The 26,315-nt window shown below is 35.9% G+C and carries 24 protein-coding genes; 9 read left to right on the plus strand and 15 right to left on the minus strand.

Annotation, left to right across the window (positions count from 1 at the left end):
- Nucleotides 1–90 precede the first annotated feature (90 nt).
- The 4 genes from ACIQZ6_RS01375 to cmk all read right to left on the minus strand — a co-directional run bounded on the left by ACIQZ6_RS01375 (nucleotide 91) and on the right by cmk (nucleotide 4,752).
- Nucleotides 91–1,029, minus strand: coding sequence for an aspartate carbamoyltransferase catalytic subunit (locus tag ACIQZ6_RS01375; RefSeq protein ID WP_395807441.1), 939 nt, complete (start codon nucleotides 1,027–1,029; stop codon nucleotides 91–93).
- Nucleotides 1,029–1,571 carry a bifunctional pyr operon transcriptional regulator/uracil phosphoribosyltransferase PyrR gene (gene pyrR, locus ACIQZ6_RS01380; RefSeq protein WP_395807443.1) on the minus strand — a complete coding sequence of 181 codons (543 nt, stop codon included), beginning with the start codon at nucleotides 1,569–1,571 and terminating at the stop codon, nucleotides 1,029–1,031. Before pyrR ends, ACIQZ6_RS01375 begins: the two co-directional genes overlap by 1 nt.
- A gap of 181 nt (nucleotides 1,572–1,752) precedes the next feature.
- On the minus strand, nucleotides 1,753–3,753 hold the full coding sequence (rpsA, locus tag ACIQZ6_RS01385) for a 30S ribosomal protein S1 (protein WP_395807444.1): 2,001 nt from the start codon (nucleotides 3,751–3,753) through the stop codon (nucleotides 1,753–1,755).
- A 315-nt stretch (nucleotides 3,754–4,068) separates the two neighbouring features.
- On the minus strand, nucleotides 4,069–4,752 hold the full coding sequence (gene cmk, locus ACIQZ6_RS01390; protein ID WP_395807446.1) for a (d)CMP kinase: 684 nt from the start codon (nucleotides 4,750–4,752) through the stop codon (nucleotides 4,069–4,071).
- A gap of 83 nt (nucleotides 4,753–4,835) precedes the next feature.
- Between cmk and arfB the strand changes: the two genes are divergently transcribed.
- Nucleotides 4,836–5,246 carry an alternative ribosome rescue aminoacyl-tRNA hydrolase ArfB gene (arfB, locus tag ACIQZ6_RS01395; RefSeq protein ID WP_395807448.1) on the plus strand — a complete coding sequence of 137 codons (411 nt, stop codon included), beginning with the start codon at nucleotides 4,836–4,838 and terminating at the stop codon, nucleotides 5,244–5,246.
- 17 nt (nucleotides 5,247–5,263) lie between these two features.
- On the opposite strand, the gene ACIQZ6_RS01400 is transcribed toward arfB, so the two are convergent.
- Both ACIQZ6_RS01400 and lon read right to left on the minus strand, forming a co-directional pair.
- Nucleotides 5,264–6,229 (minus strand): lipid A deacylase LpxR family protein, encoded by a 966-nt coding sequence (locus ACIQZ6_RS01400; RefSeq protein ID WP_395807450.1) that lies wholly within the window; start codon nucleotides 6,227–6,229, stop codon nucleotides 5,264–5,266.
- A gap of 152 nt (nucleotides 6,230–6,381) precedes the next feature.
- Nucleotides 6,382–8,808: an endopeptidase La gene (lon, locus tag ACIQZ6_RS01405; RefSeq protein WP_395807452.1), complete on the minus strand. Its 2,427-nt coding sequence runs from the start codon at nucleotides 8,806–8,808 to the stop codon at nucleotides 6,382–6,384.
- A 358-nt stretch (nucleotides 8,809–9,166) separates the two neighbouring features.
- Between lon and ACIQZ6_RS01410 the strand changes: the two genes are divergently transcribed.
- Both ACIQZ6_RS01410 and ACIQZ6_RS01415 read left to right on the plus strand, forming a co-directional pair.
- Nucleotides 9,167–9,781 (plus strand): tetratricopeptide repeat protein, encoded by a 615-nt coding sequence (locus ACIQZ6_RS01410; protein WP_395807454.1) that lies wholly within the window; start codon nucleotides 9,167–9,169, stop codon nucleotides 9,779–9,781.
- 88 nt (nucleotides 9,782–9,869) lie between these two features.
- On the plus strand, nucleotides 9,870–10,220 hold the full coding sequence (locus tag ACIQZ6_RS01415; RefSeq protein WP_395807456.1) for a hypothetical protein: 351 nt from the start codon (nucleotides 9,870–9,872) through the stop codon (nucleotides 10,218–10,220).
- Nucleotides 10,221–10,246: 26 nt separating this feature from the next.
- On the opposite strand, the gene ACIQZ6_RS01420 is transcribed toward ACIQZ6_RS01415, so the two are convergent.
- Complete coding sequence (locus ACIQZ6_RS01420) at nucleotides 10,247–10,774, minus strand: hypothetical protein (RefSeq protein ID WP_395807458.1); 528 nt, start codon at nucleotides 10,772–10,774, stop codon at nucleotides 10,247–10,249.
- Nucleotides 10,774–12,297, minus strand: a complete 1,524-nt coding sequence (gene gpmI, locus ACIQZ6_RS01425) for a 2,3-bisphosphoglycerate-independent phosphoglycerate mutase (protein WP_395807460.1) — start codon at nucleotides 12,295–12,297, stop codon at nucleotides 10,774–10,776. The genes ACIQZ6_RS01420 and gpmI overlap by 1 nt, the downstream gene beginning before the upstream one ends.
- 177 nt (nucleotides 12,298–12,474) lie before the next feature.
- Between gpmI and nadC the strand changes: the two genes are divergently transcribed.
- Nucleotides 12,475–13,329: a carboxylating nicotinate-nucleotide diphosphorylase gene (gene nadC / locus ACIQZ6_RS01430; RefSeq protein ID WP_395807462.1), complete on the plus strand. Its 855-nt coding sequence runs from the start codon at nucleotides 12,475–12,477 to the stop codon at nucleotides 13,327–13,329.
- Nucleotides 13,330–13,383: 54 nt separating this feature from the next.
- Nucleotides 13,384–14,028, plus strand: a complete 645-nt coding sequence (gene plsY / locus ACIQZ6_RS01435) for a glycerol-3-phosphate 1-O-acyltransferase PlsY (RefSeq protein WP_395807464.1) — start codon at nucleotides 13,384–13,386, stop codon at nucleotides 14,026–14,028.
- Nucleotides 14,029–14,136: 108 nt separating this feature from the next.
- On the opposite strand, the gene ACIQZ6_RS01440 is transcribed toward plsY, so the two are convergent.
- From ACIQZ6_RS01440 to ACIQZ6_RS01455, 4 genes are read right to left on the minus strand one after another with little or no spacing between them, the layout of a single operon-like run.
- Nucleotides 14,137–15,417 carry an anthranilate synthase component I family protein gene (locus ACIQZ6_RS01440; protein ID WP_395807466.1) on the minus strand — a complete coding sequence of 427 codons (1,281 nt, stop codon included), beginning with the start codon at nucleotides 15,415–15,417 and terminating at the stop codon, nucleotides 14,137–14,139.
- A 50-nt stretch (nucleotides 15,418–15,467) separates the two neighbouring features.
- Complete coding sequence (locus ACIQZ6_RS01445) at nucleotides 15,468–16,742, minus strand: adenylosuccinate synthase (RefSeq protein ID WP_395807468.1); 1,275 nt, start codon at nucleotides 16,740–16,742, stop codon at nucleotides 15,468–15,470.
- 31 nt (nucleotides 16,743–16,773) lie between these two features.
- On the minus strand, nucleotides 16,774–17,250 hold the full coding sequence (locus ACIQZ6_RS01450; protein ID WP_395807470.1) for a Fur family transcriptional regulator: 477 nt from the start codon (nucleotides 17,248–17,250) through the stop codon (nucleotides 16,774–16,776).
- A 55-nt stretch (nucleotides 17,251–17,305) separates the two neighbouring features.
- Complete coding sequence (locus ACIQZ6_RS01455) at nucleotides 17,306–19,537, minus strand: RelA/SpoT family protein (protein WP_395807472.1); 2,232 nt, start codon at nucleotides 19,535–19,537, stop codon at nucleotides 17,306–17,308.
- 115 nt (nucleotides 19,538–19,652) lie between these two features.
- On the opposite strand from ACIQZ6_RS01455, the gene ACIQZ6_RS01460 reads away from it, so the two are divergent.
- From ACIQZ6_RS01460 to bshB1, 3 genes are read left to right on the plus strand one after another with little or no spacing between them, the layout of a single operon-like run.
- The gene (locus ACIQZ6_RS01460; RefSeq protein ID WP_395807474.1) at nucleotides 19,653–20,273 is read left to right on the plus strand and encodes a DUF4294 domain-containing protein; all 621 of its coding nucleotides are present in this window, start codon (nucleotides 19,653–19,655) and stop codon (nucleotides 20,271–20,273) included.
- A complete protein-coding gene (locus ACIQZ6_RS01465; protein WP_395807476.1) occupies nucleotides 20,270–20,776 on the plus strand; it encodes a glutathione peroxidase in 507 nt (168 codons plus the stop codon). The genes ACIQZ6_RS01460 and ACIQZ6_RS01465 overlap by 4 nt, the downstream gene beginning before the upstream one ends.
- Nucleotides 20,773–21,489, plus strand: a complete 717-nt coding sequence (bshB1, locus tag ACIQZ6_RS01470; protein ID WP_395807478.1) for a bacillithiol biosynthesis deacetylase BshB1 — start codon at nucleotides 20,773–20,775, stop codon at nucleotides 21,487–21,489. Before ACIQZ6_RS01465 ends, bshB1 begins: the two co-directional genes overlap by 4 nt.
- Before the next feature lie 50 nt (nucleotides 21,490–21,539).
- On the opposite strand, the gene lat is transcribed toward bshB1, so the two are convergent.
- The 3 genes from lat to ACIQZ6_RS01485 form a co-directional block, all read right to left on the minus strand.
- The gene (gene lat / locus ACIQZ6_RS01475) at nucleotides 21,540–22,871 is read right to left on the minus strand and encodes an L-lysine 6-transaminase (protein WP_395807480.1); all 1,332 of its coding nucleotides are present in this window, start codon (nucleotides 22,869–22,871) and stop codon (nucleotides 21,540–21,542) included.
- Nucleotides 22,872–23,063: 192 nt separating this feature from the next.
- A complete protein-coding gene (locus ACIQZ6_RS01480) occupies nucleotides 23,064–23,951 on the minus strand; it encodes a 1-aminocyclopropane-1-carboxylate deaminase/D-cysteine desulfhydrase (protein WP_395807482.1) in 888 nt (295 codons plus the stop codon).
- A gap of 44 nt (nucleotides 23,952–23,995) precedes the next feature.
- A complete protein-coding gene (locus ACIQZ6_RS01485) occupies nucleotides 23,996–25,075 on the minus strand; it encodes a DUF6588 family protein (RefSeq protein ID WP_395807484.1) in 1,080 nt (359 codons plus the stop codon).
- Nucleotides 25,076–25,294: 219 nt separating this feature from the next.
- Here ACIQZ6_RS01485 and ACIQZ6_RS01490 point away from each other — a divergent pair, with 219 nt between their 5' ends.
- Nucleotides 25,295–26,314, plus strand: coding sequence for an RluA family pseudouridine synthase (locus tag ACIQZ6_RS01490; protein ID WP_395807486.1), 1,020 nt, complete (start codon nucleotides 25,295–25,297; stop codon nucleotides 26,312–26,314).
- The last annotated feature ends 1 nt before the right edge of the window (nucleotide 26,315 follow it).

A 26,315-nucleotide genomic window follows, 5' to 3' on the forward strand; every position in this document is an offset into this window, starting at 1 on the left:
AATTAACATGTGTTGAAAACAGAATAGTAACGAATTTTTATTAATGAAGTTATTTAAAAAAAAATAGTCACTTCAAAGTGATTTAATTAATTACTTGCGTTGATTGGCCAGAAGGTATAGAACTGCCATTCTGATAGCAACTCCATTTTCTACTTGATCTAAGATGATAGATTGTTTGCTATCAGCCACATCGCTGGTAATCTCCACCCCACGATTAATTGGACCTGGGTGCATCACTGTTATTTCCTTATCAAGCGAGTTAAGTAGTTGTTTATTAAGTCCATACATCATGGAGTACTCTCTTAATGATGGAAAATATTTAATATCCTGACGCTCCAGTTGAATGCGTAGCATATTGGCAACATCACACCAGTTGAGCGCCTTTAGAAGGTCATGTTCGATTTTTACACCTAGCGTGCCAATGTATTTAGGGATCAGTGTGCTTGGTCCACAAACCATTACTTCTGCTCCTAATTTTTGAAGACAAAGTATATTCGAAAGGGCTACCCTTGAATGAAGTACATCGCCAATTATTGCAATTTTTTTTCCGCTAACCTCACCGTATTTTTCTCTGATTGAAAAAGCATCTAAAAGAGCCTGAGTTGGATGTTCATGTGCTCCATCTCCAGCATTTACTATTTGAGCATTAACATGTTTGCTTAGAAATATGCCTGCCCCTGCATAGGGGTGCCTCATAACTACCATATCTACTTTCATAGATAGGATATTGTTTACCGTATCAATCAATGTTTCGCCTTTACTTACAGATGAAGATGAGGCTGCAAAATTTACAGTGTCTGCTGACAATCTTTTTTGCGCAAGTTCAAAGGATAAACGTGTACGGGTAGAGTTTTCAAAGAATATATTGGCGATGGTTACATCTCTTAGAGAAGGGACTTTCTTAATTGGCCTATTAAGTACATCTTTAAAAGTATCAGCTGTCTCAAAAATCAATTCGATATCTCTGCTTGTAAGATCTTTTATTCCCAGCAGGTGTTTAGTACTTAAAGTAAGAATTTGTTCTGCCATTATTTTTCTGATAGTAAGATTACTTTGTCTTCATGATCAGTTTCTTTCCAATTTACGATAACCTTTTGTGAATCTATTGTGTCTACCTTGATTCCGATATAATCAGCTTCAATAGGTAGATGCCTTGAAAATCGCCTATCCACCAAGGTGAGTAGTTCAACTTTTTCTGGTCTGCCAAATGACTGCAAGGCATCCATAGCTGCACGTATGGTTCTGCCAGTCCATAAAACGTCATCAACCAGAATTACCTTTTTTTCTTCAATTATGAAATCTATCTCCGTACTGCTTGGAATTAACAATCCATCTTTGCGACGAAAATCATCCCGGAAGAAAGTGATATCTAGGTTCCCGCTTTCAATTTTAACGTTTGGCAAGGTTTTTTTCAACTCTTCGATGATTCGATTTGCGAGAAATACTCCGCGTGGCTGAATACCTATAATTACTGAATTATGAAAATTGTCGTGATTTTCTATTAACTGATGGCAAAGGCGCTGAATGGTGATCTGGAATCTTTGACCGTCTAGCAGAGTTAATGTTTGCATCAGTGGTATAATTTGAGCAAAAGTATAAAAAATTATAATACCCTTGTCTTGAATTCTTTAATTTAATAGCAAAGATTAAATAATTTGTATTTAGAAGTTAAAATATATTGCCAATATTCAAATAAATAAAAAAAGCCCTGATGTAAATCAGGGCTTTAATAATATAAAAAAACTTTAAAGCTTATTCTTCTGTGCTTTCAACTGCATTAGTACTAGCTGTTGAAGCGTCATCTTCAGTTTTCTTTGCTTTTTTGGCTTTGCTTTCTGCACCTTCCATCTTTTCTTTCAATTGTGCCAATACACCAAGATCACCTAAAGTAGATTTTTCAACAGACTCTTTTACCTTTTTAACGGCAGTAGTAGTAGCTTTTGCTTCTTTCTTTTTAGCATTGAATTCTTCTTTGCGTTCTTCGGCTTTTGCCTCTTCCCAAATACGGGCATGAGAAACTACGATACGCTTAGAATCTTTATTGAATTCAATGATTCTGAATTCAGCAGTCTCTTCATTTTTTACAGAAGATCCATCTTCTTTTACCATGTGTTTTGTTGGAGCAAATCCTTCAACACCATATGGCAATGCAACGATAGCGCCTTTATCTGTAACTTTTAAGACAGTTCCTTCATGAATTGAGTCAATTGTGAACACAGTTTCGAAAGTTTCCCAAGGGTTTTCTTCTAACTGTTTGTGGCCTAAGCTCAGTTTACGGTTAGCCTCGTCAAGTTCTAAGACAACCACATCAAGTTCTTCACTTACTTTAGTGAATTCATTTGGATGATTTACTTTCTTAGACCATGAAAGGTCAGAAATATGGATTAATCCGTCAATGCCTTCTTCGATCTCAACAAATACGCCAAAGTTAGTCATGTTCTTAACAACAGCTTTGTGCTTGCTACCGATAGGGTAACGCTCGACGATGTTTTTCCATGGATCTGGTGTAAGTTGTTTGATACCTAGACTCATTTTACGCTCGTTACGATCTAATGTCAATACCTGAGCTTCAACTTCATCGCCAACTTTCAGGAATTCCTGAGGATTACGAAGATTTTGAGACCATGACATTTCAGATACGTGTATCAAACCTTCAACACCTGGGGTGATTTCTAGGAATGCTCCGTAATCTGCAACCGTAACAATTCTACCTTTAACTTTAGATCCGATTTCTAATGTCGTGTCTAACGCTTCCCAAGGATGAGAAGTTAATTGTTTTAATCCTAATGCGATACGTTTTTTCTCGTCATCAAAATCTAAAACAACAACATTGATCTTCTGATCAAGGTTTAACACCTCACGAGGATGCTCTATGCGGCCCCATGAAATATCAGTTATGTGTAATAAACCGTCTACGCCACCAAGGTCAATAAACACACCAAAATCAGTAATGTTTTTAACTGTACCCTCAAGTACTTGTCCTTTTTCCAGTTTCGCAACGATCTCAGTTTTTTGATTTTCTAAATCGTCTTCAATAAGAACTTTGTGTGATACAACAACGTTTTTGAATTCGTGATTAATTTTAACAACCTTAAATTCCATTGTTTTACCTACATAGACGTCATAATCACGGATAGGCTTAATGTCAATTTGCGATCCAGGTAGGAAAGCTTCAACACCCATAATGTCCACAATTAATCCACCTTTTGTACGGCTCTTAACAAAACCAGTAATAATTTTGTCTTGATCCAAAGCTTCATTGATCGTTTCCCATGAACGCTGAGTTTTTGCACGCTTACGAGATAATACTAACTGCCCGTTAGCATCTTCTTGTGATTCTACAAATACGTCAACTGAATCACCAACCTTAAGGTCAGGTGTATCACGGAATTCTGATAATGATACTAAACCGTCAGATTTAAACCCAATGTTTAATACCACATCTTTGTTGTTGATCGATACAACAATACCCGAGATAATCTCGCCTTTGTTAATCGAATTGAAAGTTCCTGCATACATTTCTTCAAACTTTTCACGGTCTGCAGCACTGTAATTTCCGAAACCTTTATCATCCGCATCCCAGTCAAAATCGCCGGTAGGGGTGATTAATGTTTTTGATTTGATCTCTTCGATCGACACAGAATCAGCTTCTGATTCAATGGTTTCCTTTTGTTTAACCGTAGTGGTCTCTTCGCCTTGAAGTTCTGCTTGTTTAGCAGTTAACTCCTTTTCAGCTTCTAGTTTTTTAGCCATTAATTAATTTATCTCCTTTTTCCGATATTAAATCGGACTGCAAAGGTAGAAAATTCATTTTTATTAAAAAATATTTTATGCTTTATTTTCAATTAATTACATACAGAACGTGCTGATTCTAATCGCTTTATTTAAAAAAAAGTAAATTCATCCAATATATTTTGTCATTATATACTGTGAATATGCATTTTGGAAGGCTTTAGTATGAATTCTTCGAAGATGAAAATAATTGATCAATCATTCCATTGGCTTAATATAGAAGTGGTTATCTTACTAAGCAAATGAAGATTATACTTGTGAGAAGTGTTTAATGCTTTATATTTTTTTAGCTAAGAGTGGTTTGATATATCCCATAGCAAATTCCAGTTGCTGTGTTTCATCAATATGGCTATTGTCTAATACCACGGCGTCTTCTGCCTGAATCAATGGACTTTCCTCTCTGGTGGTGTCTTGGTAGTCGCGTTTGGCAAGATTTTCAAAGATATCTTCCATATTAACCTTTTCACCCTTACTGATTAGTTCATTATATCTTCTTTCTGCCCTGATCTGAGGGTCAGCGGTCATGAATAATTTTAGATCTGCATTCGGGAAGACCACCGTCCCTATATCGCGCCCGTCCATTACAATATTGCCTGACCTGCCCATTCTTTGCTGTTGTTTAACCATTTCAATGCGAACATCTTTAATAGCACTAACTGTACTTACTTTATCAGCAACAGGCATCTGACGTATTTCTTTTGAAACATCTTCGCTATTTAGAGTAATTAATGTTTGATTATCTGCAGTCAGAAAATCAATCTGGATTTTACCTAATGCATCTAATACCGATTCTTGATCTTTTAGATCAATGTTTTGCCTAAGAAAAAATAGGGTTACAGCCCTATACATGGCTCCGCTATCAATATAGATGAAGTGCAATTTTTTAGCCAAGGCTTTAGCCAGGGTGCTTTTTCCGCATGAAGAATATCCGTCAATGGCTACAACAATATTTTTACTCATTGCTACAAAAATAGGATTTGCATTGGATATCTTATAAAAGACTTTACACGGCTCCTGTTAATTTCTATTGATTATTTTTGTGCATGACATTTTCTAAACAGGAACTTTTGAATGAAATAACATTCCGGACTTCGAGAAGCGGAGGCAAGGGTGGGCAGAATGTGAATAAAGTATCAAGCAAGGTTGAACTTAATATAAATATTAAGTTGTCGTCGCATTTTACTATAGAAGAAAAGGAATTGTTAGTTCAAAAACTTTCTAACCGAATTAATTCAAAAGGTATACTTCAGATTGTTACAGAAGAGCAGAGAAGTCAGTTGCATAATAAAGAGCGGAGTTTGGATAAGCTTATTATTCTAATAAATAAGGCATTATATAAGCCAAAGCCCAGAAAACTAAGTAAGCCCAAAAAATCAGCAATAGAAAAACGTTTAAAATCAAAGCAATTAACAGCTTTGAAAAAAATGAGCCGAAGTAGAAATTTTAATGATTAGATCAGTACTGTTTAGATTTAATTAAATTTATAAAATAATGCAATGGAACCAAATTGATCTGACTTTGCTATACTTTCCACTTCTCTGGTCTTTAATATTATTGAAAAATCGACAGTAAATCGGTTTTGCGAATAAATTGCACCTGCCTGCTGACTAAAAACAACTGGCTTTATATTAAATAACACAGGTCCTTTATCTTTTATGAAGAGGCCACCCTGAATGGAGGCATCGTAGGCAACATAATTCAACATGGGCTTTGCATAAATAAAGAACTCTCTAGTTTGTTTATCCTGTTGAGCATTATTATTTGAAAGCCTACTTTGCATACTTGCTGAATTATACAATGGATTTAGTGCTCCAGTACGGAACATGATACCAAGCCCGGCTCCTGAAAAAGTGTTTCCAATATTAATATAAGAGTTAGCTGATAAATCAAGCTTGCCCGAGTTTGAACGATTGATTAAATAGTTATATTCTGCAGTTGCATTTATGGCTAGTTCATTTTTAACCTGCCACTGCCATCCATTAATCTTGTAAAACCCAAAACCATTGTGCATTAATTCTTGTGCTTCTTGTGCTAGAGCGGCTGGCCCAATAGTTCCAGACTGCAGGCTTAGCTTTAGATTATTTTCCGAATTATACAATAGGTTAAGAGCGGCTCCGGCATATAAATACCCAGCAAAGGGGCGGTCAACATAGACAATATCTAGGATGCTTCCCGATTGAGGATTGTATATTTTTTGACCTGCTTCAAATTCGAAGATCATTTTATTGAGTTTTTTGTTTCTCAATGTGCTTTGATCCAATGCAGTTCTGAAGGTTAGTAATAAGCCATTGGTATAATACCGGTCTTTTCCACTTGCAAGGTAGGAGTCGTTTTCACTTCTGAATCCGAATTCACTTTTGTACGTGTTAGTTTGAGCCTCTGAAAAAAAATGTGATAGACAAATGAAAAGAGTAAACAACAGTATTTTTCGTTTCATTTATTCTATAATTTTGGAAGGTTTATTTGAAAATTGAATCCGTCAAACTTCGCATTTTTTAGTGTTTAATAGAAACAATATAACTATACAACCAAAATTGCAGCTACTGATTTTAATCTACTGCAGCAATTAATGGGGTTCTTACTATGATATCAATTGCATCTTTTACTTAGCGCAATCTCAATAACTTCTTTCATCTCGCTAACATAGTGGAAAGATAGGTCTTTAATATAATCCTCTTTAATCTCTACAATATCTTTCCTATTGGATTTTGATAGAATTATATCCTTAATATTTGCTCTTTTGGCGGCTAGAATTTTTTCCTTAATTCCCCCCACAGGCAATACCTTACCACGAAGTGTGATCTCTCCGGTCATAGCCAGGTGAGGTTTAACTTTACGTTGGGTAAATGCAGATGTTAAAGCTGTTAACATGGTAATTCCTGCCGAAGGCCCGTCTTTTGGTGTTGCACCTGCCGGAACGTGTACATGTACATCCCATTGATCAAACAAGCGGAAATCTATATTGAATTTGGAGGCATTGGCACGTAAATAGGCCATGGCTATTGTTGCAGACTCTTTCATTACCTCTCCAAGGTTACCCGTAAGTGATAATTTCCCTTTTCCTGGGCTTAAACTAGCTTCAATAAACAGAATATCTCCTCCTACCTGCGTCCAAGCTAGTCCGGTAACTACCCCTGCAACCTCATTCCCTTCATACAAGTCTTTATCATATATTGGCGGGCCAAGAATAGTTTCTACATCTGTCTTGCTAATAGAAGGATTGTATTCTACATCCATTGCAATTTTAGTTGCAATACCACGAACCAGCGATCCGATTTTTTTCTCAAGCCCTCTAACACCTGATTCACGGGTATAATCTTCGATGACTTTCTCAATAGCATTTGTTTTTAAAGAGATGTCTTTAGATTTAATTCCATGCTGCTCACGCTGCTTTGGCAGTAAATGTCGTTTCGCAATTTCAATTTTCTCTTCAATAGTATAACCACTTACTTCGATAATCTCCATTCGGTCTAACAATGCGGGTTGAATAGAGCTCAATGAATTTGCTGTAGCAATAAACATTACGCTCGACAGATCATAATCTACCTCCACATAATGATCGTAAAATGCATTGTTTTGTTCAGGGTCAAGCACTTCAAGCAGGGCAGAGGATGGATCTCCTCTAAAATCATTCCCAACCTTATCTATTTCATCAAGAACAAATACTGGGTTTGAGGTGCCTGCCTTTTTTATTGACTGGATAATCCTTCCGGGCATGGCGCCAATATAGGTTTTGCGATGCCCCCTGATTTCTGCTTCATCACGTATCCCACCTAAAGCCATTCTTACATATTTTCGCCCCAATGCTTTGGCAACAGATTTTCCCAACGATGTTTTTCCAACTCCTGGAGGGCCAACAAGGCAAAGTATTGGGGCCTTCATGTTGTGTTTTAGTTTTAAAACTGCCAAATATTCAATGATCCGCTGTTTTACTTTTTCTAGTCCGTAATGATCTTTTTCAAGTACTTTTTCAGCTCTTTTTAAATCAAAATTATCTTTAGTGAAATCATTCCATGGCAGATCCAGAAGTAACTCCAGATAATTGATTTGAATAGAATAATCAGCTGCTGCAGGATTCATTCTAGATAATTTTTCAATTTCCTTGTTAAAATGAGTAGCTGCGTCTTTACTCCATTTTTTTCGGGTAGCTCTTAATCTTAAATTCTCTATTTCCAGATCGGGAGAGTTTCCACCCAACTCCTCTTGAATAGTTTTTAATTGTTGATTTAGAAAATAATCTCTTTGCTGTTTATCTAAATCAACTCTAACTTTTGATTGAATCTGATTTTTAAGCTCCTGCATTTGAAGCTCTTGTGTTAAATGGCCTAAAACCATTTTTGCACGCTCATGCAGGTTAACAACCTCCAGCATTTGCTGTTTCGATGCCACATCTGCATTCATGTTGGAAGAGATAAAGTTGATCAGGAACGATGAACTTTCAATGTTTTTTATTGCTATGCCAGCCTCGCTCGGAATATTAGGAGAAAGTTGTATGATTTCCATGGCCATCTCCTTAATTGAAGCCATAAGTGCTTTAAACTCTTTGTCAGTTTTTGGGCGAATTTCTTCAAATTTCTGTATGCTTGACTTGATGTATGGATCGCTTTGGACTTCTTCATTGAGTTTGAAACGCTGTTTACCCTGAATGATTACAGTTGTATTCCCATCAGGCATTTGTAACATCTTGATGATAAGCGCTACGGTTCCAATTTGATTCAATTGCTCAAAAGTTGGATCTTCAATACCCACATCACGCTGAGAAACAACCCCAATAATTCTGTCGCCACGATAGGCATCTTTTATTAATTTGATAGATTTATCTCGTCCAACTGTTATTGGAATAACAACACCAGGGAATAAAACGGTATTTCTTAAAGGCAGAATCGACAAAATGTCGGGTGTTTGTTCATTGTTCATTTCCTCCTCATCCTCTTGAGACATCAGAGGAAAGAACTCAGTATCTTCATTAATTAAGGGCAAAGTACGGTTAAAGTCAAAGTTGTCGTAGTTACTCATCTATATCTTTATAACGTCATAATGACAGTTGATTTTTTTTGAAGGCTTTTAAATAGCTTTAATATTAAAAGTGCAAGGTATGTGCCAATTCTATTTCTTGCTTTAAATAGTCAGTTTCAATTATTTTTACCGACAATTCTACCGATAATTTTACTCGTGTAATTGATAGTAAATACTTAAGGTTTCCTTTTGTCGTTAATTAATGACAAGATGAATTCTGTTATCCTAGTGAAAAAGCTAAGTTTGAAGTTTGTTTCAAATAACAATTTCTTTTTTCTTCTGTTTTATAAATTTGTACATTTAAAATAATATATGCGATATGTTGTTCTTAAATCAAAATAATTTTCCCCCAATTCCAATGAGATTATTCTTAGGTTTATTTCTAATGCTTTTAACTGCGGATCTTGCATTCGCTCAAACATCCTACCATAAGATGGGGCAAAAAGCCCTTATTGACGGAAATTTCAAAGCAGCTGTTTCAAATCTTGAAAAGGCACTTGCTACAGATTCTTCAGATGTAAATACGCTCTATATGCTTGGATATTCATATTATCATTCTGCCAGCTATAAATTAGCTGTCAATGCATTCAACAGAGTTATTTTACTTAAGCCTGCTGAGAATAGTGCTTTTTATTACAGAGGTAAAGCTAGGAATATCATGGCAAATGACACAAAAGGTATTTCAAATACAGATCGTGAAAAATTACTTCTTTTATCTATAAAAGATTTTTCTCGTGCTATTGAATTGAATGCTGAAGATGTTAAACTTTATCAAAATAGAGCAGTTGCCTATAGAGATTACGGGGTATTAAAAGGCCAGAAAATTCCAAATTTTTACGATAAAAATAAAGCCATTAGCTCATTCAGGTCATGTATTTCAGATTTTGAAAAAGTATTGTCAATTACTCCTGACCGACGAGATATTATAACCCAATTAGCAGATGCAAAATCGTATATGCAAAATTTGAAATAATTACGCTGAAATTCTTTTTGAAGCCCGGCTTTGTCCGGGTTTTCTTTTTTAAGAATAATTAAAGATATTAGACTATACAAACAAATCAATGATCAGCCCAATTAGAAAATTTGAAAATCTGCACATTGCCTGCTGGCTTATTAAAGATACCTTCTGGGTGATGGATATTCGTGTTTTGGGAATTATAATGATATTTCCTACTCTTTTCTTGGCTTTTTACATCACCTATAAGTTTAGAAAGCTATTGGCCGAATTGTACCATAATTTGGCGGTATGTTTTTGGATAATAGCCAATACCGTTTGGATGATCGGAGAATTTTATTTTGATGATGCGTTTAGGCCTTATTCAATTGTATTTTTTCTAACCGGAATTTTTCTAATCCTTTATTTCTATCTTTTTGTTAATAAAAAACCAAAAAGCGATCCCGAAATAATCTAATCTGATTGAAGAAACCTTTTTTTGCCTTATTTTTTGATTAAAGCTCTAATTAGGTACTTATTTTTACCTAAAAGTATTACTTTTTGATATTTTTCAATGCTATAGGCAGAGTCAGGAATATATATCAGTGTTTCAGTTGACTCATACAGGTAGTTTTTACTGCTATTTTTGATCAAAATATGTTGAGGTTTAGTATTTGAATCCATTTTGATCTGAATCTCTCTGGTGCGTAAATTAGTGTCAATAGCAAGATATGTAATTGAGCTGTTATCTTTTATGATCCTATAACTATCCTGCCATGCAGCTTTATTGATATCAGAACCTGTAAAAAGGCTGAGCTCATTTTTCCAGTTAATTTGAATTCCTTTTTTTGTTTCTGAAAGCCCATTTTGTGTGATGGTTTTATCAGTAACAGACTTATTCTTGTTTAACCGAATTACTTCAGACTCGAAAAAGCCTTTAATGTCCACAAAAGGAGTTATAAATAACTTTTCTTCTGCTGGTTTACAGGAGGCCAGAATAAAAAAAAGCAAGAAAATTAAACGGTTCCTCATTAAGATACCAGTATGTCACCTGTCATGATTTCAGGAGATGAAATATTCATGAGTTTAAGGATTGTTGGGGCAACATCGCCCAGCTTTCCGTCTTGAATATGCTTGTAATCCTTATCTATAAGTATACATGGAACTAAGTTTGTGGTATGTGCGGTATTTGGAGAGCCATCTGAATTAATCATGTAATCTGCATTGCCATGATCAGCCAGAATGATCAATGAATACCCATTTTTTATTCCGCATTCAACCACTTTCTGCAGACATTGGTCTACCGTTTCAATAGCTGTGACCACTGCATTAAAAACGCCTGTATGTCCAACCATATCAGGATTTGCAAAGTTCAAACAAACAAAATCAGGCCATCCATTGTTTAGTTCTATACAAATTGCATCAGCGATTTGTTTGGCACTCATTTCAGGTTGAAGGTCATAAGTGGCAACTTTTGGTGAAGGGATAAGTATTCTTTTTTCATTGTTAAACTCTTTTTCTCTTCCTCCCGAAAAGAAAAATGTAACATGAGGGTACTTTTCAGTCTCTGCAATGCGGATCTGATTTTTATTATTTTTTTCAAGTACAGCGCCTAAGGTATCATCCAGATCATCTTTCGTAAATATGACATGAACATTTTTAAAGGTTTCATCATAACTAGTCATGGTGACATAGTACAGATTCAATGGTTTCATTTCAAACTCGGGAAATTCCTGCTGAGTTAAAACTGTCGTAATTTCTCTGCCTCTATCTGTGCGAAAATTGAAACAAATTACAACATCTCCTTCTTCAATTTTTCCAATAGGTAAACCATCATTATCAATTTTTACAATGGGTTGGATAAATTCATCGCTTACGCCTTGCTCATATGAACGCTGGATACTATCAGAAATATCATTGCTTGGATTTCCCGAACCATGAACCATTAGGTCGTAAGCTAATTTAACACGTTCCCAGCGATTATCTCGATCCATGGCAAAATAACGACCAATTGCAGATGCAATTGTACCTGATGAGCCTTGCAAATGGTCTTCTAGTTCCATAACAAATCGTAGACCTGAATTCGGATCAGTATCACGACCATCCATAAAGGCATGAATGAATATATTTTTAACTTGATTAGCTTTGGCGGAATCACATAAGCCTTTCAAATGATCGATATGAGAGTGCACGCCTCCATTTGACAATAGCCCAATAAAGTGTACATTTTTATTTTCGCGCTTCGCATAATCAAATGCTGATTTTAAATCTGGATGATTTTCAAGCTCATTATCTTTTACAGCTTTATTGATTCTTCCCAATTCCTGATAAACCACTCTGCCTGCACCCAAATTCATGTGGCCAACTTCAGAATTACCCATTTGCCCAGTTGGCAAGCCAACTGCTTGGCCAGAGGCCTCGAGTTTAGAATTTGGATAATTTTTGATTAGTTGATCGAAAAAAGGAGTGTTTGCAGTATTTACTGCATCAGATTTATCATGTTTCCCATAGCCCCAGCCATCGAGAATAAGAAGAATTGCTTTTTTAATTTCCACAATACAAATATACACTCAGTGTTTAAAATACAATGCATTTTTTATAGTATAGAGTAATTGTTTCTAGATCTATCTCAAAGAAATTAGCGCTTTTCTTTTTTAAAGTGATCAGGATTGAACACAACAAAGAATAGATTTATTAATAAGTATTTCTATTTTTGGGGTCAGCTGATTTAAATGAATTTAGATAAAGAAATATTAGAACCATTTATTCTTAATGCAATTGCTGAGGATATTGGTGATGGGGATCACACATCACTTTCAACTATTCCTGCGCAGCAGTTAGGGAAAGCTAAATTACTTATTAAAGATTCAGGTATACTAGCGGGTGTCGCGGTTGCTTTAAAAATTTTCAAAACGATTGATTCAACACTCAGTATTGACGTTTTAATTAATGATGGACAGACCGTAAATTATGGCGATATAGCCTTTTATGTTTCGGGAAGTGTCCATTCTATCTTAAAAGCAGAACGCCTCGTATTAAACACGATGCAAAGAATGAGCGGTATTGCTAGCAAAACTAATCGGATTGTAAAGATTTTAGAAGGTACAGGTACACAAGTTCTTGATACTCGAAAAACAACTCCAGGATTACGTTATCTTGAAAAAATGTCTGTGAAGATTGGGGGAGGAGTTAATCACAGATTTGGTTTGTATGATATGATTCTGATTAAGGATAATCATGTTGATTATGCCGGCGGAATTACCAATGCCATCAGATCGGCGCAAAATTACTTAACAAATAATCAAATCACTATTCCAGTTGAAATAGAAGTTAGAAGCCTTTTTGAGTTAAGCCAGGTGATTGAAATAGGAGGAGTTGATAGAATATTACTTGATAATTTTGATTTTGTGACACTCAGAGAAGCTATTGAACAGATCAATGGGGTTTATATTACCGAGGCATCGGGAGGAATAACAGAAGAAAATGTTCTAGATTATGCACATTGCGGTGTTGATTATGTTTCTATGGGTGCTTTGACACATTCGGTAAGAAGTCTTGACATGAGTTTAAAGGCAGTAAATCCCTAAAAAAAATAAAAATTTAATCATTACACCTGATTGAATTAGTAATATTGTACCTGAATGATTTCAATTTACTCTATTTCGGCTTTAATTTTAGCATACCTCTTTGGCTCTATACCTACGGCGGTGTGGATAGGACAGGCATTCTATGGGATTGATGTCAGGGAATATGGTAGCGGAAATGCTGGAGCTACCAATACCTTCAGGGTTTTAGGAAAAAAGGCAGGTATCGCAGTAATGGTTCTGGATATATTAAAGGGCTATACAGCAACCAATCTGGCATATTTAATTGGACTATCGGTAACAGGCCCGCAAGATTCAGTTCAGTTTGTTAATTACCAGCTTGCACTTGGTGTTACCGCAGTTATGGGCCATTTATTTCCTGTTTTTGCAGGTTTTCGAGGTGGAAAAGGAATAGCAACTTTATTTGGGATGATATTAGCAGTACACACGGGGGCCGCTTTGATTTGTGTTCTTACCTTTGTTGTAGTTTTATTGATTTCTAAATATGTTTCATTGAGTTCACTCCTTTCAGGATTTTCTTTCCCTTTAAGTATTATTTTCATATTTCAATCTCCTATACGTTCAGTTGTACTCTATGGAATGTGTATCTGTGTATTAATCTTAGTAACCCATCAAAAAAATATTGAACGGCTATTAAAAGGGAAAGAATCTAAAGTAGATCTGTTCAAAAGAAAGGAATAACATCCTCTTGTATTTTTTAACAGAACCCCACTAAGATTATCTTAGATCAGCACGGCTGTTAGATTTATTGTGTTTTTTCCTGTTCTTTTTATCACTTGCAGGATTTGATTAAGGCGTATTCAGGGATAAGACTTCAAGGATAGCCATCCCTTTTAATAAACATTCATCGTATTCCTTTTCAGGTTCTGAATCTAATGTGATTGCACTTCCGGCATGAAAAGACAGGTAGTTTGAATCTGCATTGTAAAGAATAGTACGGATAACTACATTGAAGTCGAAATCGCCATTGGGAGCAAAATACCCTAGAGCTCCAGAATATACTCCGCGTTTGCTGCGTTCGTATTTTTCTGCAAGCTGCATCGCACTTATCTTGGGAGCACCGGTCATTGATCCCATTGGAAAAGTGTTCGAAATTATTGTGGTATTTGGAAGGTCTTCTTTTACTTGGCAAACCACTGTGGATATCATTTGATGAACTTGTTTAAAGCTATATAAGCCAAAAAGTTCTTCTACTTTTACACTACCAGCTTTTGCACTTTTAGTTAGATCGTTTCGAACCAAATCCACAATCATTACATTTTCAGACCTTTCTTTTTCGTTCTTCAGAAGCATTTTTTTTTGCTCTTCATCCTGAATTGCATCCGATTTTCGCGAAGAGGTACCTTTTATTGGCTGACTAATCAGTTTATTTCCTCTCCGACTAAGAAATCGTTCTGGAGTTGCTGAAATAATGAAGTGATTATTTATTTTGAAATAGTTTGCAAATGGGGTAGGAGAAATAGTATTAAGTTGAATGAATACCTCAAGAGGATTAATACAATAGTTTTCAGCATAAAATTCCTGGCAAAAGTTAAGCTCATAAATATCACCCCTTTGTATATGTTTCTGAATTTCCTTAACTGTACTAATATATTCATCCCTGCTAAAGCGGCTTTGAATTTTAGGCTTTACACTAAGATTTCCTGATTTTGGTATCTCATACTCATTCAAAATTTTCCAAAGGTTATCAGGTGAATCAGTAATGATCTGAACCTGATTTCCCTTTATTTGAATGGAATGTTGAGGTAGGAAAAAGAATATATCTTGAAACCCCAGATGATCTGGATTATGGGAATATAATTCTTCTGCATGATTTTTAAGGTCATAGGCAAAATAACCCGGAATAAAGTCATGGTTTTCAGTTAAAAAATCTTTTAATTGATCAAATGATCCTTTTTCTGAAGTATTCAATTCTTTTTTTACTCCCGCTGCTATAAAAACATCAAATGCTGAATAAGGATCAGTATACTGATTGGAATCAAAATAACATGCTGTAGAAAAAGAATTTGCCCAATATAAGCCCTTTAGTTTAAAGGTTTCCAGATTATCAGTAGTAAAAACCTTTAACATAGATGCATTAATTCAGAATGGCCGCCCTATAAAATTTTGAACAGTCTTTATTAGCAGAGTGTCAGAGTTTGTACGCGATCAGGACCTACAGAAAGATATTTTACCGGGACACCCAGATGTTTTTCAAGATAGTCGATGTAATTCTTTAGCTTTTCTGGAATGGCATCGATCTCACGAATTCCTGTGATATCTTCTGCCCAACCTGGTATAGCCTCAAATATAGGTTCTGCTTTTACAGCATTGATATCATAGGGCATGTAGTCAATTACTTCACCATCATATTTATAATGGGTGCAGGCGTAAATGGTTTCAAATCCGCTTAGTACATCAGCTTTGGTCATGACCATTTCCGTTACTCCGTTAAGCATAATCGCATATTTCAAGGCAGGAAGGTCAATCCATCCACATCGGCGTGGTCTGCCTGTAGTTGCTCCAAATTCATGGCCAATTCTTCTGAGTTCTTCGCCTGTTTCATTTTCAAGCTCAGTTGGGAATGGACCGCTGCCCACTCTAGTACAGTATGCTTTGAATATTCCAATTACACTTCCAATGTTTTTTGGTGCAACGCCAAGGCCTGTACAAGCACCTGCGGTAGTAGTGTTAGATGAGGTTACAAAAGGGTATGATCCAAAATCAATATCAAGCATAGTGCCTTGAGCTCCTTCGGCAAGTACTTTTTTCCCGTCTCTTAAATATTGATTTACAAAATGCTCGCTATCCACCTGAGGAATTGATTTCAATAATTCTACTGCCTCAAAAAATGCAGTTTCCTTTTCAGTATAGTCAGGTATTTCACCATAATGTGATAAAATGGATCGGTGTTTATTTACCAGTCTATCATATCGCTCACGGAAATCTTTTAGCATGGTATCACCTACGCGTAAGCCATTTCTGCCTGTCTTATCCATATAAGTTGGACCGATACCTTTTAAGGTTGAGCCAATCTTTGCCGCACCCATATTACTTTCAGATGCTGCATCTAGCAATTGGTGAGTAGGCAAAATAAGGTGTGCTTTTCGGGCAATTACCATCTTTTTTCTGGCAACCGGATCAAACCCGTTTTTTTTCAGATTGTCAAGTTCTCTTTTTAAGATGATTGGATCAATCACCACCCCATTTCCGATCAGGTTCATAGCCTTATCGTTGAATATTCCAGAAGGAATAGTGTTCAGAACATATTTCTGATTATCGAACTCCAATGTATGACCTGCATTGGGCCCACCCTGAAAACGGGCAATTAAGTCGTATTCCGGACTTAATACATCAACAATTTTTCCTTTTCCTTCATCGCCCCATTGGAGGCCTAACAATACGTCAACAGTCATGATTTTAATGCGGGGTATGGGTATATTAATATTAATTTTTAGTTAGAAATGAATCGCAATGGCCTTCTTTAAGTCGAGAACAATTACCATATAAATTCAGAGAATGATGTTTAATATCAAATTTTAGAATATCACCCATCATACTTTGAATCTGTTGAATTCTAGGGTCACAAAATTCTACTACTTTGCCGCAATCAAGACAGATAATATGATCATGTTGCTTGTAGCCATAAGATTTTTCGAATTGTGCCATGTTTTTACCAAACTGATGCTTGGTAACCAAATCACATGAAACCAAAAGTTCAAGCGTATTGTAAACAGTAGCACGACTTACCCGATATTTCTTATTTTTCATGTGGATATACAATGATTCCACATCAAAATGGTCGCTTCGAGAATAAATTTCTTCCAGGATTGCGTAGCGTTCCGGAGTTTTTCGCAAGCTTTTATTTTCAAGATAGGCCTCAAAAATTTTAATTACCAATGCAATAGTGTCTTTTCCGGACATAGTATGTTTTAGTGAATTCAAATTTATCCAAAAAATAAGAATATTCAGTATTTAATTAGGAAGCCTTTACCAAATCGTCAGGATTTGAATCGAAACGAGTTACTGAAGTAACCCCGACCACTTCCTTTAGCTTGTTAATGAGGTTGTCTAAATGCTGGGTATTGTTTACATAAACCATGATTGAACCTTCAAAAATTCCATCATCAGTATCAACAGTTATTGATCGCATATTAACTTTAAAATCACTAGATATTACTGTTGTAATTTTATTGATCAATCCAACATCATCGAAACCTGTAATGTGCAATCCGGTTAAAAATGCTAATTCTTTTTGTGAATTCCATTTAGCTTTTACAATTCTATACCCATAATTTGACATGAGCTTGGCAGCATTTGGACAGTTAGTTCGGTGTATTTTAATGCCATCGCCAACAGTTACAAATCCAAATACGTCATCGCCTGGAATTGGATTGCAGCAGCTTGAAAGATTATAATCTAGTTTCTGAAGATCTTCGCCGATTAATAAGGTGTCATTATCGTCTCCTTTAACTTTCTTGATTAGCTGTTCATTATATCTATTTTCAATCTTTTCTGGCTTATTTTCAATAATTTTTTCAGAAGCTACAAACTCTTTTAGGTGTTTAATATCGATTTTACCTTGTGCAACAGTGTAAAAAAGATCAAGAGTAGATGGAAGCTTGAAATAATAAGAAAGTTTATACAGATTATCGGTATTGTAAGTTACTTTTAATGATTTTAGTTTGCGTTCAAGAATTTCTTTTCCTTGCTCAGCAATCTTCCTTTTTTCCTCTTTTAATGACGATTTGATCTTAGACTTTGCCTTGGCCGTAACCACAAAACTTAGCCAGTCTTCTTTTGGACTTTGCTTCCCAGAAGTAATGATCTCTACCTGGTCACCATTTTGAAGTTTATGTGATAAGGGTACCAGTTTATGATTAACCTTGGCTCCAATACAGCTTGCACCAATATCAGTATGTATCTCGAATGCAAAATCGAGCGCAGTAGCTTCAATAGGAAGCTGTATCAATGCACCCTTTGGTGTGAAAATAAAAATCTCATCCGAAAACAAGTTCATTTTAAAGTCATCCAAAAAATCAAGTGCGTTTGCTTCTGGGTTGCTTAAAAGCTCGCGTACTTTTTGAATCCATTGATCAAGTCCACTGTCTGTATTAGGTTCTTCTTTATACTTCCAATGAGCAGCAAATCCTTTCTCTGCAATTTCATTCATTCGGTTGGTGCGGATCTGAACTTCTACCCACTGTCCTCTTGGACCCATTACTGTTGTATGCAGTGATTCATATCCGTTGGCCCTTGGCGAAGATATCCAGTCGCGAAGACGATCCGGATTTGGATGGTATAGATCTGTAACTATTGAGTATGCTTTCCAGCAATCTGATTTCTCACTTTCAGGTTTGCTATTTAAGATGATTCGGATCGCAAAAAGGTCATAAACCTCATCGAAAGGTATATTTTTCTTCCGCATCTTTGTCCAGATAGAATGTATGGACTTGGGTCTTCCGTAGAGGTCAGCATCAAGACCCTGCTCATTTAAAATTTCATTGATTGGAGTAATAAAATCTTTGATGAAATTTTCTCTCTCCGCTTTTTTCTCATTAAGCTGCTGAGCAATGAACTTATAAGTTACCGGTTCCATGTATTTCATGGCAAGATCTTCAAGTTCCGATTTTAAGGTATAAAGCCCCAAACGGTGTGCTAAGGGAGCATAGAGATACACGGTTTCTGATGAAATTTTTAGTTGCTTATCTCTGGGCATAAAGTCCATCGTACGCATATTATGCAGACGATCGGCCAATTTGATTAAAATCACTCGTACATCATCAGCAAGAGTGAGCAGCATTTTTCTAAAATTCTCGGCTTGTAATGAGCTGTTGTAATCAAATACCCCTGATATTTTGGTTAATCCATCAATGATTTTTGCAACTTTTTTTCCAAACTCGCGCTCAATATCATCAAGTGCAATATCTGTATCTTCCACAACATCATGCAATAGCGCACAAACGATAGATGTAGTGCCCAAACCAATTTCCTGTGCAGCGATTTGTGCTACAGCAATTGGATGGTAGATATAAGGCTCACCAGATTTTCTGCGCATATTCTGATGGCTTTCTAAAGCCATATCGAATGCAATTCGAATCATTCGCTTGTCGCCTTTTTGCATAGTAGGCTTACAAGCTCTTAATAAGGCACGATATCTCTTGAGTATCTCTTTCTTTTCAGCTTCAATATCAATCACAAGTTCTTTCATCCTTTAACACAATAGCTATTTCTAAAAAACGTTAACATTTTTACTAGATTACAATTTATAAATCTGGGTATTAATAATTATAAATATTAGCTGTATTTTTGTAGTGTATAAATTTATGAAATTTTTGAAGCTATCTATAATACTTTTAATGGTTTTGATGTCAAAAATGGCATTGGCTCAGTATAAAAACGATCCAACCGTCAAAGGCATGGCTGATACTATACGGGTTTCCACCACTAACATAGATAATGAATTGATTCCCTGGGTTGTTATTCCTGAAATTACGATCACTGATACCCGCTTATTTAAGTCGCCTGAAGAAAAAGTCAAATTCAATCGCTTAAGATACAATGTTCTAAAAGTGTTGCCATATGCGATGTATGCTCGGAGAAAATATTTAGAACTGCAAGTACAGTTAAATTATGCCAAAACCAGAAAAGATAAAAGAGTTTTAATAAAGTCTTTTGAAGGTGAAATAAAAAATATGTTTAATAAGGAGATTAAGAATCTAACGATTACACAAGGTGGCATTTTGATTAAATTGATTGATAGAGAGACGGGAGCAAGTAGTTATGATTTACTGAAAGATATGAAAGGTGGAATAACTGCGTTCTTTTACCAGTCTATTGCTAGATTTTTTGGCAACAACCTCAAAAATACCTACGATCCTCAAGAAGATAGGGATATAGAAGCTATCATACAGGCCGCCGGCTATTACTCTTACAGCTATTTATGAATAAAAAATCAGTTTACCAGTTCACTGTTCAGAGATTGAACGGTACAGAAACGAATTTGCTGGATTACAAGGGTAAAGTATTGTTAATTGTAAATACTGCTTCAGAATGCGGGTTTACTCCTCAACTAAAAGATTTGGAAAAACTTTACAAGGATCATGAAGGTGATGATTTTGAGATCCTTGCTTTTCCTTCAAATGATTTTGGTGGACAGGAGCCATTAGAGGGAGCCGCAATCAGCACGTTTTGCGAGGTTAATTACGGAGTAAGTTTTCCTGTTTTTGATAAGATACGTGTCAGAGGTGAATATGCGCATCCATTGTATAAATTTCTATCTGATAAAAAACTTAATGGAAGTGTAGGCGCTAGTCCAAGATGGAATTTTCATAAATATTTAATCAACAAGGAAGGCGAGATTGTGGATTTCTTTTACCCATTTACTAAGCCCAGCTCTTCTAGAATTAAAAAGAAGATTAATAAATTACTGAATTCAACCTCATTATGAAGTTAGATATACTCGTATTTGCGGTGCATCCTGATGATGCAGAATTAGGATGTTCTGGAACAATTTTAAAGCATATTGCTGGAGGTAGAAAGGTTGGTATAATCGATCTAACTAGAGGTGAATTAGGTACCCGTGGGACAGCCGAAACACGTGACCAGGAAACAGCAGAGTCAACTAAGATATTAGGTTTGCATGTGCGCCATAATCTTGAAATGAGGGATGGCTTTTTTCGAAATGATGAGGAACATCAACTTCAGATTATTCAGATGATTCGTAAATATACTCCTGAAATTGTTTTATGTAATGCCTTGCATGACCGTCATCCTGACCATCGCAGAGCAAGTGATCTAGTAAATGATGCAGTTTTTCTTTCAGGACTTCCTAAAATTAAGACAGAGCTGCATCAGGAATCTCAAATGGCTTATAGACCCCGGTTAATGCTGCAGTACATTCAGGATAGATATATTGAACCAGATATCCTAGTAGATGTAAGCGATTTTTGGGATAAAAAAATGGAATGTATCCATGCATTTAAAACCCAGTTTTTTAATGCATCGAGTGATGATCAGGAAACCTATATTTCTACGCCTCACTTTTTGAAATCAATAGAGGCACGTTCTCGTGAATTAGGAAAGTCAATCAATGCTATTCATGCCGAGGGTTTTACCAGTAGAAAATTACTTGGCATTGATGATTTAATGGATTTGAAGTAAGTTTTGTAAAACCAGATCGGATTAAACTAGGACTCTGGGTAAATTCTTTTTTACAGGCTTTGAATAATCTTCTCAATAACGTCAATTCCAGTATCAATATGTTTTTTTTCAATGATCAAGGCAGGCCTAAAACGAATAGTCTTTTCACCACAACCCAAGAACATAACATTTTCCTCCATTCCTTTAGTAATAAATTGATCGCGCATTTCTTTACTCGGAAAGTCAAAGGCTGTAATTAATCCTCGGCCCCTTACATTTCTAACCTTTTCATTCTTTTTGGATAGTTCAACTAATCTTTCCTGCAGATAGTTTCCGCAAATGCCAGCATTGGCTAATAAATTATCTTCTTCAATAATTTCAAGTATGCGAGTAGATCGAACCATATCCACAAGGCTTCCTCCCCAAGTGGAGTTGATCCGTGATGGTACTTTAAAAACATTGTTTTGTATTTCATCTACTTTAGGGCCCACAAGTATTCCACATACCTGCATTTTTTTTCCAAAAGCAATTATATCTGGCCGTGCAAGCTCGCCAAAATGCTCATGAGCCCAAAATTTACCTGATAGGCCAACACCAGTTTGAACTTCATCGTAAATTAAAAAGCAATCATTTTCATCTGCTATACATCGTAATTGCTCAAGAAATTCTTGGCGCACATGATTATCACCACCTTCTGATTGTATCGGTTCAATAATAATGGCACAAATGTCATCCTTATTGTCTTGAAATGCCTGATGAATTTGCGCTAATGAATGCGCTTCTCTCTTTTTTAGGTCTTCATATCCATTATCGGTGAATGGAAATTTAATGGCAGGTATACTTACCCTTGGCCAGTCAAATTTGGCAAACCATTTCGTTTTTTCGGCCACTGTATTGGTTAAACTTAAGGTGTAACCGGTACGACCATGAAAAGCTTTTTCAAAATGTAGAACTTTTAAACCCCGCTCTAGTACATATCCTTTTTCAAAATTTTTCTGGACTTTCCAATCCATGGCAACCTTTAATGCATTTTCAATTGCAAGACCTCCTCCAGCAATGAAAAAGGCATGTGGAAGGTATTCTGGAATCCCAACCCGCGAAAAAGTTTCAACAAACTGTGCGTACTGAGTGGTATATATATCTGAATTAGATGGGTTAGTTAGGGCAGCAAGCATTAGATTTTTTTTAAACTCTTCGTCATGAATCATTTTGGGATGATTGTAGCCTAAAGGAACAGAGGCAAAGCAGGTAAAAAAATCTAAAAGCATACGTTTATATCTGGAATCATAGATATAAACTCCATTGCTTTTTTCCATGTCAAAAGTTAAATCATAACCATCAGCAAGTATATGTTTACTGAGAGATTCCTGAACCTTTTCTGGTGGTACTGATAGTTTATACATGGTCAATTGGATAGACTCAAAAGTAAAAAAAAGTCCCAATATGGCCAAATTCAGGCCTTTCTCTCTCTTTTTCAGTAAAAAATAGCTTTAAACTGTTTAAAGCTATTTTTTGACTAACTAATAATTCTTGGTAATTTTTTAAAGTGGTTGGCTTATGTACAAACTAGTAAATTTTTGCCTGAAATTGCTTGTTTAGAAATTAAATCTGTTGATCATTCCAGAAATTCCGGATAGGCCACCAGTGTGAATTGCAAGAATTTTACTACCCCGCTTAAAATGATCTTTTGAAATTAGATCAACTAGTGAAAAAAACATTTTTCCGGTATATACTGGTTCAATTAATATGCCGTATGTGTTGCAGAAATTTTTGATAAAAGCCAAAAGCTCTTCATCAGTTTTGGCATACCCTCCAAAATGATATCCAGCATGAAACTCAAATGAATTATTGCCTGTACTTTCTTCTAATTCAGTTTTAAGAAATTCTGCACCCTTCAATACCGGAACTACGTGAATTAGTGCTGGAATAGAACGTTCAACTATCCCTTTTATAATACCAGATGCGGTAGTTCCTGTTCCGGCAGCACAAAATATATGATCATATACTTCGGGTAATTCATTTATTAATTCTGCACAGCCTTTTATTGCAAGCGCTCCGGCACCACCTTCATCAATAAAATAAGCTTGGGTGTGATCTTGAATATGCTCATCAAACAAGCTTTTTTTATGTCTGTAGTTCTCTCTGTCAATAAAAATAAGCTGCATTCCAAATAGCCGACATAAGGTTAGTGTTTCGTTTTGAACTTCTTCGCCTCGAACAAAGCCAGTAGTTTGAAACCCAAATTTTGCACCTGCACAAGCAGTTGCTAGTAAATGATTGGAATAAGCACCACCGAATGTAACCAGATGTTTCTTGTTTAGTGCATGCGCATCCCTTAATAAATACTTTAGCTTGCGCCATTTATTCCCAGAAATAAAGGGATGGATCATATCATCTCGTTTTACAAAAACCTGTATCCCTTTTTTGAAAAATAAAGGGTTTCTGATTTCTTCAACCGGACTGTGAATTTCAAGTTCAATCATTGTACTTCTGGAATCTTTGGCTGATTAGATATTTACCCTTAATGTTATTTTCCCAACCCAAATCCAATACCACCATTAAATGAATTGTATTCAGCCATGCTATAAGATCCATATATTCTGAAGAAAGCAAGATTTAGCTGGAAGCCGATAGTTGTTCTTAATCCGTTGATATCAGTTTGATTGATATTTACGGGATTGGTATAGTTTGTATATATTTTTTGACCTAGTGGAGTTACACCGGTAACGATGGGGTAATTCCCCTTTACTCCGACATCTGTTTTAGCGGTATTGTAACCTAAACTTAAGAATGGAGTGAACACCAAAAATCTTTTTGAGATGATTGCCTCTGTATTGATTCCTGAAAATTTTGCTTCAATACGCTGGTTTGAAAAATCTTGCACCTGGCTAGGAGCTGCAGATAGGGAGCCAGATGGAACAGGAACATCCAATGGAACTTCAAAGTTGAATTGGGTATAGCCGGCAGCTATAGCAATATCAACCGGGAATATTTTGTCGGCCATGCCGGATATAAGCGGCAGTAATTCAACCTTTAATCCGGCGCCATACATTCCAATTGATCCAATAGTACTTCCGATGTTTGTTTTTGGCATGGCTCTTACAGAAAGCTCTATACCTTGGGAAAGCCCAATTGAACCTTGTAATTGCGGGGCTGGTATCATATTTAGGCCAGTTCCTTTAGGCATGGTGAATGATTCAATGGGTTGATTAGCCCCATCATATACAGTTAATTGTGTATTTAATGTATTTCCCCCAGCAAAGGTAGGAGTAAGGGTTTGAGTTAAATTTGTTGGTCTTACATTATTAGATAATCCAATCTTTGTTACATCAAAAGTTTCATCCATTGGCGGAACAACCGCTCCAGTTAATCCTATGCGTAGATCAAAACGCATTAAATTCTTGGAGTGCGCAGAATTGTTCCATCCGGAGTTTAATCCTACTCCAAATCCTTTAAAAAGAGGTTTTAAATAAGCTTGAGCTAATTTTGCTGCATCTGCAGGACCTGATTTTATTAAGCCTGACACATCACTTTGTGAAAATGCTGAATCTGAAATAAAAATAATCAGAATGGCAATAAAGATTTTAAAAAACTGGTTTTTTCTCATTCAATTTTTAGTTAGAGGTCAATTACAGTAAGACCTGGTTTTACTACTATTTTTAATGATCTTGCAGGTTTAAAGTATATCTCTTGAATATTAACAATAAAGGTAAATTCTTTTAATCAATCGCCATGATAAATAGATGATTTATGTAGATCATGTAAATCTCAATGGTTCAATTATTCTTTATTCTTATTAATCCTTACAAAGGTTTAATTTTGTAGTATGACAGATGAGAATCAGGATTTAGAGGAACAGGATCTTTATGAACACCTGCGTATTGTAGTGGATAAGGGCCAATCATTATTAAGGCTCGATAAATTTTTGATTATCCGAACAGAGAATACCTCGCGCAATCGTATCCAGAATGCAATAGATGCCGGTAACGTTTTAGTTAACGATAAGGTGGTAAAGGCTAGCTATAAAGTTAAACCTCTGGATATAATTTCAATGGTTTTGCCTCATCCTCCGCGTGATACAGAAGTGTATCCAGAAGATATTGCCATTGATATTATCTATGAAGATGATGATGTGATCATGGTCAATAAGGCACCTGGAATGGTTGTGCATCCCGGTTTTAATAATTATACAGGAACCTTGGTTAATGCATTAGTTTTTCATTCGCAGCAATTGCCTCAAATGCCAGGAAATGATGGTAGACCAGGATTGGTTCATCGAATTGATAAAGATACCTCAGGATTATTACTAGTCAGTAAGAATGAATGGGCGATTACATTTCTAGCCAAGCAATTCTTTGATCATTCAATCACAAGAAAGTATATAGCGCTGGTTTGGGGCGATCTTGCGGATGATGGTACTGTTACTGGTTATATTGGTAGGAGTGTTAAAGATCGTAAGGTTATGGCTGTTTATGATGATGAAACTAAAGGTAAGTGGTCTGTCACTCATTATAAGGTTTTGGAACGATTCAATTACGTTACCTTAATTGAATGTCAGCTTGAAACAGGCCGTACACATCAGATCAGAGCACATATGAAGCATATCGGTCATCCATTATTCAATGATAGCACTTATGGTGGCGATAAGATTTTAAAGGGTACCGTATTCAATAAGTATCGGCAGTTTGTTGAGAACTGTTTTGAAATCTTGCCAAGGCAGGCCTTGCATGCTAAATCTTTAGGGTTTATACACCCAACAACACGAAAGTTTATCCATTTTGAAACGGAACTTCCGGAAGATATATCTTCAGTAATAGAGAAATGGCGTAATTATATAAAAGAATAAG

Origin of the sequence: Daejeonella sp. (genome assembly GCF_044348475.1) — a bacterium.
Classification (GTDB): domain Bacteria; phylum Bacteroidota; class Bacteroidia; order Sphingobacteriales; family Sphingobacteriaceae; genus Daejeonella.